Here is an 8957-nt window from a genome sequence, read left to right on the forward strand (position 1 = left end):
CCAGACGCCACTTCGACATCCTCACAACCATCCGTTCCGGACTGTCCAACGCCAGGCTCGAGGCCATCAACAACAAGAATCAAGACCACCATCAAGATCGGCTACGGCTACCGCAACCTCGACAACCTCATCAGCCTCGTCATGCTCAAATGCGGAGGACTTGACCTCCAACTCCCCGGACGCCAATAACCAGAAGGCCGGACCAGTGCTCCACACCCACACAAACACCCGAAGAGCCGTAATTATGCGGATTCCGTAATAATCAACAAGCCTCGTTCACCATCTGTGCTGTTGACACCTTCTTCAACTCTGTCGAAAACCTACTTTGTATTTTCGATGGTTCTATCATAAAACCGACTTAGTTTAATGAGCAAACTAGAGCGGCGCGTTCCCATATTTCCAAAAATGGCTTAATACCAACCTTTTTAGAGCATCAAACTGCGTAATTGCCAGAAATTGACTTTCCGAAAGTTTCGAATATACTATTGTGCAATACGACGATAAGGGTGATGACCAATGAGTGCTACGCCACAGAAAACAACAGCCGAAAACAAAGTCAAGCTTTCGGACATCGCCAAACAGACCGGATACTCCCTGGCCACGGTCTCCAAGGCGCTCAACGGCAAAGCGGACATTTCGGACACCGCGCGCAGAACCATCGACAAAGCGCTCAAAGACAGCGGATACGTCCGCAGAATCTCCCCCGAGCGCAGGCAACAGACCATCGAAGTGGTGTTCAGGGATTTCGAGACCATCTGGGCCTTGGAAGTGCTCAGAGACATCATCCGGGAGACCAAGCAGCATGGCATCAACGTGATGGTGGCCGAAAGCGGCGACCGCCAGCATCCTGACTCGGCATGGGTAGAAGGGCTCATCGAGCGTCACCCGATCGGCGCAATCCTCGTGTTCTCCAACCTTACCGAGAAGGAGCGCTATCTCTTCAAATCACACAACATCCCGTTCGTCGTCTTCGATCCGTCCGGCAGCCCGACATTGGATGATCTCTCCGTACAGGCGGACAACTGGACGGGAAGCGTCATCGCCACACGCCATCTGCTGGAGCTGGGTCATAAACGAATCGGCATCATCACCGGGCCGGACGAGATGCTATGCTCCCGCGCCAGGCTGGACGGCTATTCCGCAGCGTTGGCTGAACGCGGCATCCCCACATCCCCCGAGCTCATCGCAGAGGGAGATTTCACCACTCCCGGCGGCTACGAGGGGGCCATGGCGCTGCTCGAAGACGAACGCAACCGCCCCACCGCCATCTTCGCCGGCAGCGATCTGCAGGCCATGGGAGTATATGAAGCGGCAAGGCAGCTGAAAATCCGCATACCCGAAGATTTGTCCGTCATCGGCTTCGACGACATCCAGACCTCCGCTTATATGGGCCCGGCACTTACCACGGTCCGCCAGCCGCTGCAGGACATGGCGTCCACGGCAACTCGAATGATCATCGACACCACCGAAGGTCGCCAAATTCAGAAGCGTGTGATCCTTTCCACGTCGCTTGTGGTTCGCGACAGCACGCGGCGTCTAGTCCGCCCCTAAGGCGTTTAGCCCACCCCTAAAGCACAGGAGTCGAGTCCTGAGCATCAGCTTATACAACGAGAGCCGCTGCCGGCAACGGTGTCGGCAGCGGCTCTCATGGAGGAAGGAAGAAAGAAGGAATCAGAGAAGATACTGGGCAGTCATGAATCCACCAGCAGACTAACGACCGATTACCGTTTGTATGTGCGCGGTTCAACGATTGCGCCGCGCACATACAAACGATTTTGCCGTCATTTTCCTTTGTATGTCCGCGCCACCTTCGTGAAGACGCGCACATACAAAGGAATTCAGTCTACCTGCGAGTCAGTCGCAGCTCACTCGACCTCGGACAGGGCGTCGATGATGTAGTTGTTGATCGTCGCCTTGACGGACTCGAGGTGGTCGGACTTGGTGGCGGCGATGAGCTCGGACTGCGGCTTGTCAAGGCTGTAGGCCTCGAGGTCGGCCAGCGTGACGTTGCCCTCGTCGATGTCCTTGCCGATGCCGGAGTCGTAGGAGCTGTAGCGCTCCTCCATGAGATCCTGGATGAAGTGATCCTGGTTCATCTTGTCGGCGACCAGCAGGCCGGCGGCGTAGGAGTCCATGCCGGCGACGTGCGAGCGGAACAGGTCCTCGGCGTAGAAGGAGGTACGACGCGGCTTGGCGTCGAAGTTCAGACCACCGCGCGGGCCGATGGAGCCGGCCTGCAGGACCTCCCACATCACGGCCACGGTCTCGTAGAGGTCGGTCGGGAACTCATCCATGTCCCAACCGATGAGCTTGTCACCCTGGTTGGCGTCGAGGGAGCCCAGGAAGCCGTTCTCGCGGGCCACGCGAATCTCGTGCTGGTAGGTATGGCCGGCCAGGTTGGCGTGGTTGCCCTCGAGGTTCAGCTTGAAGACGTCGGTCAGGTCATGGCTGCGCAGGAACTCGATGGCGGTGGCGGCGTCGAAGTCGTACTGGTGCAGCGTCGGCTCCTTCGGCTTCGGCTCGATCAGGAACTGGGCGTCGAAGCCGATTTCCTTGGCGTAGTCGGCGCACATGTGGAAGAACTTGGCGATGTGGTCGGTCTCGCGCTTCATCTCGGTGTTCCACAGGTTCTCGTAGCCTTCACGGCCACCCCAGAACACGTAGTTCTCAGCACCCAGGCGCTTGCCGATCTCAAGGCTCTTCTTGAGCTGTCCGCCCGCGTAGGCATAGATGTCGGCGAACGGGGAGGTGGCGGCGCCGGACACGAAGCGCGGGTTGGTGAACAGGGAGGAGGTGTTCCACAGCAGCTTGACGCCGGTGGCCTTCATGTTCTCCTCAATCTTGTCAACGACCTTGTCCAGGTTGGCGTTGGTCTCGCGCAGGGTGTCGCCCTCGGGGGCGATGTCGCGATCGTGGAAGCAGAAGTACTCGACGCCGAGCTTGGTGAACAGCTCGAAGGCGTAGTCGACCTTGGCCAGAGCCTGATCCATCGGATCGGTGTACTTGTAGTACGGACGGTGCGCGGTGCCGGTGCCGAACGGATCAACCAGCTCCTGGTTGAAGGTGTGCCACCAAGCGACGCCGAAACGCAGCCAGTCCTTCATCTTCTTGCCGGCAACGACCTTGTCGGCATCGTAGTAGTGGAAGGCGAGTCCTTCCTTCGGTCCCTTGGCGCGACCTACGTACTCAACCTTGTCAACATCCCACAGACCCATGTTCGTGAGCTCCTTTGCATATTCAGTAGTGGTTTCTACGAATGACACGTTAATAATAAACCCATTGAACTATATTTGTCAAATGGATAAATTAATGAATCGGCGTGCCGCCCCTTCCTCGGTCCGCCGAAATCGCATAAGCCCTTCAGGAGCCTTCCCCATCATTGCCGCCCCATTGGGCCGCAATGCCCCCAATGAGGCGGCAATGCCCCACCTTCAATCACAGATACGATTCAGGAATCGGTCGAGCACGCCGGTGCTGCGCAACGACACCGCGTCCTCCCAGCCGAGTCCGGTATCCTTGGCGCGCCCATAGAAGAATCTCAGCAATCCGGCCACATCAGGCGTATACCCCGTGTCCCGGAATTCTCTGGAGATATCCGCTTTGGCATCCAACGCATCCGGCCTGCGCGCCTCGTACAACGGTATGGCGCACGAACGCCACATACCCCGAGCCCGCGCAATGCGGTTGACAATCAAACCACCATGCGCCCCGTCATAACGTGCGGCAGCTCTGGGGTCGAACACGGAATAGAACTCGCCACGAATGAGATCCTCCACCATGAGTCGCCCCTGAACCGCATTGGCGTTCCTAATCCAGAACATGGACGCGAAATTGGTCTCATCCACTTCACGCAAATCGTCGAGATCGATGTCCCCCACTCCCCCGGCATGACGATGCAGGTATTCCGCAGCGGCCCGGAACGGCGAGATGCCCCGCAAGGCATCGTATTCCAATTCGACGAGCATGTCTTCGGACTCGTTGCCGGTGATGCCGGAGCCGCTGATTCGGCAATCGAACGAGAACCAATCGAGGAACGACCATTCAACAAGCTGAAGCACATACTGCGAATGGGGTTTGAATGGGTTGAGATTCACCTTGCGATAGAACTCGCGGCGAGCCTCGGCATAGACGGCGAGATTGGAGCGCTTGAACATATCCACCACGTCTTTGGTATCAAGCATGGCGGGCGAATCGGAATCGCCGATCGCGGCAACTGTAACCATGGACATCATCGTCCCCTTCCTGAAGTGTGGACGGCGGGCTTCCTTGCCCGCCGTGAGGCACACTGTACGGCGCTCCGCAATCCGGCCGCAAGCCCGCCGGGCGAACCTGTGGATAAGTGCACAACCCATGACGCCAAGGGTCACGGAAATGTGCACAACCAAGTCGAATCCCCGTGGATAACCCCATTTCCACGCGGGTCATCCACCAATCAGGCGACCGTCATCCACAGTCCGCAGATTATCCACACCCGCTTCGGCGCGCCGTCCACACATCTCGTTTATGCCATGTCAAGCAACCCGGCGAATACCCCATCCCGGCGAATATGGCGGGCCGAAACGGCCGGACAACGACAAACGGTCCTGGCACCTATGTGCACAGGACCGTAGGGGACAATGCTTTACACCAAGGAAGGCGTCAGCGCAGGGCCAGATTGGCGGCGCCGATGAGACCGGCGTCCTGACCGGCGGTGGCGGGCACGATCTCGGCGTGACCACGGTATGCGCTGCCTTCCAGGAAGCGCTGGTAGTTATAGCGGGCCGGCTCGAGCAGAATGTCGCCGACGGCGACCACGCCGCCGCCGATGACGAACAGGTCAGGGTCGAGCACAGCGGAGACCGCGGCCATCGTACGGCCAAGCCATTCGCCGATCTTGCCGAATGCGTACAGTCCCAGCGCATCGCCTTCCTGAGCCGCCTGGGAGACCATCGGCCCCTCCAGCTTGTTCACATCGCCGCCGCACAGCTCGAGAAGTCGCTTGGCGTCCTGAGGACGACGACGCACTGCGGACTTGGCGAAGTGCTCCAGCGCGCTGCCGGAGGTATAACGCTCGGCGCAGCCACGCAAACCGCAGCCACAGGTGTCGCCATCCGGAACCATCGGCAGATGCCCCAGCTCGGCGGCCATACCGAAGGAACCGCGATACAGCTGGCCGTTGATGACAATGGCACCGCCCAATCCGGTGCCCACGGTCAGAGCCACCATATTCCGGCTGCCCTGCCCCGCACCATGCACGTATTCGCCCCATCCGGCGCAGTTGGCGTCGTTTTCCACGATGACTGGCACCGCATGGTCGATCAACGCGCCGACATGTTCGGACAGGTTGTAATCGATCCAGGCCGGGATATTGGCGGAGAACGTCAGGGTCTTGCGGTCTGCGCTCACATTGCCCGCAGCGGAGATACCGATGGCCTGAATATCCGTATGCCCGGCGGCGACGGCTTCGTGATACGCCTCGGCGATGTGCTGGTTGATGGCGTTCGCGTCCATCGGCGTGGGTACGCGCCAGCGCTGAATAATGCTATCGTTTTCATCGCACACGGCAGCGGCGATCTTGGTCCCTCCGATATCTACGGCCAGTGTAGTCATGACTCGCTCCTTGAGTATGGGATTCCTATGGAACTACTGAAATAGTAACGAAGAGGGGTGACCCAACTACCATCAGGTACATAAGCTGCACGATTGGCGGCATATACTGTCTCATACATCACCATCAGCGGCTTCCTTGCAAAACAACGATTGTTAGCGCAAACGTTAGCATTCGTTTCCCAACCGCTCGCAAGACGGCGGCGTGTCGCATATCCGGCATAGTCTACGGTTCCCGACGCCATGTTCTTTCTTTGCCTCTGGCCCATCACCCGGCCGGTCACACAAACCGACCGTTTTCGCGCCACCGGAAATAACCGGCCAACCCAACTGCTGCGGTACGGCTGCAGCTCAGCGTACGTTTATTGAGACTCTGCTAACCTTTTTCTCAGCAAACGTACACTCACTTCGAGTCAGCGTACGTTTGCTGAGGTAACAGGACGCAAGACCGCAGCAAACGTATGCTGAGCGGGAGCACGGATAACAAAAAAGCTTCCGATACATCGGAAGCTTGGTGGCGACCCCGGCCGGACTTGAACCGGTGACCTCCGCCGTGACAGGGCGGCGCTCTAACCAACTGAGCTACGGGGCCGTTGTGCCTTGCAACAAAGCACAAGAGGACACAATACATGATTGTTCACCTGAACGTCATCTTCGGCGTGTCGCACCACAGGAACATGCGCGTCCATGCGTGGCGTATCCGATTGCCTCCGGGGCGGCAGTATGCTGGACACAAGGAAAACGCAAGGCAAAGGAGACGATCATGCGTACACTCAATTGGGCTACGCTAGGATGCGGTGTCATCGCCAACCAGCTTGAGCAGGCACTGGAGAGCGAAGGGCGCAAACTCTATGCAGTGGCGAACCGCACACATGCCAATGGCGTGGCTTTCGCGCAGAAATACGGCATCGGCACCGTATACGACAGCATTGACGATGTGTTCACCGACCCGAACGTGGACGTCATCTACATTTCCACACCGCACAACACCCACATCAATTTCCTGCGCAAGGCGCTCAATGCCGGAAAACATGTCCTGTGCGAGAAGTCCATCACATTGAACAGCGAGGAACTCAACGAGGCAGTGGCGCTGGCCGCAGCCAACAATCTGGTGCTCGCCGAGGCCATGACCATTTACCATATGCCGCTGTATAAGAAGCTCAACGAGATCATCAGCTCCGGCAAGCTCGGCACGCTCAAGCTCATACAGATGAATTTCGGCTCCTACAAGGAATACGACATGGCGAACCGCTTCTTCAACCGCGATTTGGCTGGCGGAGCCATGCTGGATATCGGCGTGTATGCACTGTCCTTCGTGCGCTGGTTCATGAGCTCCACCCCCGATCAGATTCTTTCCCAGGTCAAGTTCGCACCCACCGGCGTGGACGAGCAAGCCGGAATCCTCCTGACCAATCGTGAAGGGCAGATGGCCACGGTCACGCTTTCGCTGCACGCCAAGCAGCCGAAGCGCGGACTGCTGTCGTTCGACAAGGGATACGTGGAGATCTACGACTATCCTCGCGGCGAACGCGCGACCATCACCTATGTGGAGGATGGCCATACCGAAGTGGTCGAAGCCGGGGAAACGGCCAAGGCGCTGGCCTATGAGGTTGCGGACATGGAAGCGGCCATCGCCGGCGACCGCAACGTCATGCATCTGGACTACACGCGCGATGTGATGGACATGATGACGCTGATCCGCCGCGCCCAGTGGGGCATGACCTATCCGGAAGAGGAGCGATAGATAGGGTTCGTCTCCATCTCACGGCGCCAGAGGCCTTGGTCTGAAGGCGCCGGAACGGCGGCTTCCAGCACTGACGACTGCAATCACGCACCGCCCATTACCATGGGCGTCACAAGCCCAACTGCAGTTTCGCCCATGTGGCGAGCGCGATGCACGCGATAAGCCCGATGGATATCAACGTGTATCTCAGGAACATGCGGCGTTCCCGCTTGGCGCGGACCATCTCCAATCCCCAACCTTCGGATGCGACCTGGGATTCGGCCTGCGCCCGTCTGGCCACGTCCCGTTCGATCTCCTCACGGTATCGCGGCATGGTCACCGGCCCCGGCAATGCGGTGGTGGCCAATGCCCGCAACGCCTGGATGAACGTGTGTGACGTGACGTATACCGCCGCGAGCAGGCCACCGGCGTAGAAATCCTGAGCCACCATACCGGTCACCAACAAGCCGATGAGACCGATGGCGAGCAGTCCCCATCTCACCCGTCCGAGCATGCGGATGAGCCGTTCCGTCGGATGTGCGGCGAACAGGAAGCACCATACGGCGAGCGCAAGGAACGGCACGCTCGCGAACGGGGCTGCCACCAGGATACTGCTTACTCCAGCCGGCTTGTCCAACAGCCATATCGCCATCTCCATCACCATGAACGCTGCCGCTGCCACCGCGAACACAACACCCATGGCCACCACCTTGCGGCGTTCGGCCTTGGGCCGGACCGGTGGAGTTGCCCACCACCACTCCACCGACCCCAGCTGGGGCCCACGTTTGAGATAGGCGATCGCGATGGGATCGCCGGCGTCCGAGTCCCGCACGACTGCCGCCGCCCTACGCCATCCGACCAAATATGTAAGTGCGACCACGGCGAGCGCGAACGCCGCACATGCCAGCCATGGATAGGCTTTGCCAAGAGGGGTGAGATTGGTGACGCCCTGCAACGACTCATATGCTTCGCCGTTGAATAGGTACAGCTGCAATTGTTCGCCCACATGGTAGGAATAGACCGATTTCGTGCGATGCCGGAACGGGTAGTCGGATCCGTGGGCCGAAACTGTGACACTGTTCTTTCTGGTATCCACATTGGTGACGACGGCAGTCACCTGCTCGCCTTGCGCCGGTCCGCCGCTGCGATCCGTCCCGGCGGCGATGGCCGTACCCAGCACGATGAGGAACACCATGATCCAGAGCAGAGCCCTGAGACGGATGTTGCCGACCGCCGCACGCTCGGCATCGGTCACCACGCCGGCCACACTGCCGCGCCCTGCAGAAAGCCTGGTCCCGTATTCTTCCTCGAATGAACGCTGATAATCATCTGCCATTACTCCATCATGCCCACACTCCCGCAACCACACCCGCGCCGCAGATGAACAACAGACGAACAAGCATCGGATTCCGTCCACCGCATATATGTATGAGCCTTCGCCAGTTTGTGTGGTGGGGTGTTGAGCCTCGGCGTTGTGGCCGGGGCTTTTGTGTATGCGGGTATGGAAGGGGCGTTCGCCTGTTAGGTTTGTTTCCGCCAAGAAATAGAACCGAAGAACAGAGGAACGCCTGTGCCCACCATATCAGCCGGCGCGCTCAAGCGCATGCTGCATCTGCCCGCCAACGTCGTGATCGGCACGCCCCGCATC

7 protein-coding genes and 1 tRNA gene are annotated in these 8957 nt (G+C 59.0%); 3 read left to right on the forward strand and 5 right to left on the reverse strand.

Annotation, left to right across the window (positions count from 1 at the left end):
- Together BREU_RS12435 and BREU_RS08750 are read left to right on the forward strand one after the other, a co-directional pair.
- The coding region (locus BREU_RS12435) for a transposase (protein WP_238567045.1) at positions 1-189 on the forward strand (189 nt) is incomplete at its 5' end.
- Positions 190-516: 327 nt separating this feature from the next.
- Positions 517-1551: a LacI family DNA-binding transcriptional regulator gene (locus BREU_RS08750; protein WP_044090676.1), complete on the forward strand. Its 1035-nt coding sequence runs from the start codon at positions 517-519 to the stop codon at positions 1549-1551.
- 314 nt (positions 1552-1865) lie between these two features.
- On the opposite strand, the gene xylA is transcribed toward BREU_RS08750, so the two are convergent.
- The 4 genes from xylA to BREU_RS08770 all read right to left on the reverse strand — a co-directional run bounded on the left by xylA (position 1866) and on the right by BREU_RS08770 (position 6178).
- Positions 1866-3215: a xylose isomerase gene (gene xylA, locus BREU_RS08755; RefSeq protein ID WP_044090674.1), complete on the reverse strand. Its 1350-nt coding sequence runs from the start codon at positions 3213-3215 to the stop codon at positions 1866-1868.
- A gap of 216 nt (positions 3216-3431) precedes the next feature.
- Complete coding sequence (locus BREU_RS08760; protein WP_044090678.1) at positions 3432-4229, reverse strand: hypothetical protein; 798 nt, start codon at positions 4227-4229, stop codon at positions 3432-3434.
- 409 nt (positions 4230-4638) lie between these two features.
- Positions 4639-5589 (reverse strand): ROK family glucokinase, encoded by a 951-nt coding sequence (locus tag BREU_RS08765; RefSeq protein ID WP_044090673.1) that lies wholly within the window; start codon positions 5587-5589, stop codon positions 4639-4641.
- Positions 5590-6101: 512 nt separating this feature from the next.
- Positions 6102-6178 (reverse strand) — tRNA-Asp (locus BREU_RS08770).
- Positions 6179-6349: 171 nt separating this feature from the next.
- On the opposite strand from BREU_RS08770, the gene BREU_RS08775 reads away from it, so the two are divergent.
- Positions 6350-7330, forward strand: a complete 981-nt coding sequence (locus tag BREU_RS08775; protein ID WP_044090672.1) for a Gfo/Idh/MocA family protein — start codon at positions 6350-6352, stop codon at positions 7328-7330.
- 109 nt (positions 7331-7439) lie between these two features.
- On the opposite strand, the gene BREU_RS08780 is transcribed toward BREU_RS08775, so the two are convergent.
- Positions 7440-8645 carry a hypothetical protein gene (locus BREU_RS08780; protein ID WP_044090671.1) on the reverse strand — a complete coding sequence of 402 codons (1206 nt, stop codon included), beginning with the start codon at positions 8643-8645 and terminating at the stop codon, positions 7440-7442.
- Between the last annotated feature and the right edge of the window lie 312 nt (positions 8646-8957).

The sequence above is a fragment of the Bifidobacterium reuteri DSM 23975 genome (assembly GCF_000741695.1).
GTDB lineage: Bacteria > Actinomycetota > Actinomycetes > Actinomycetales > Bifidobacteriaceae > Bifidobacterium > Bifidobacterium reuteri.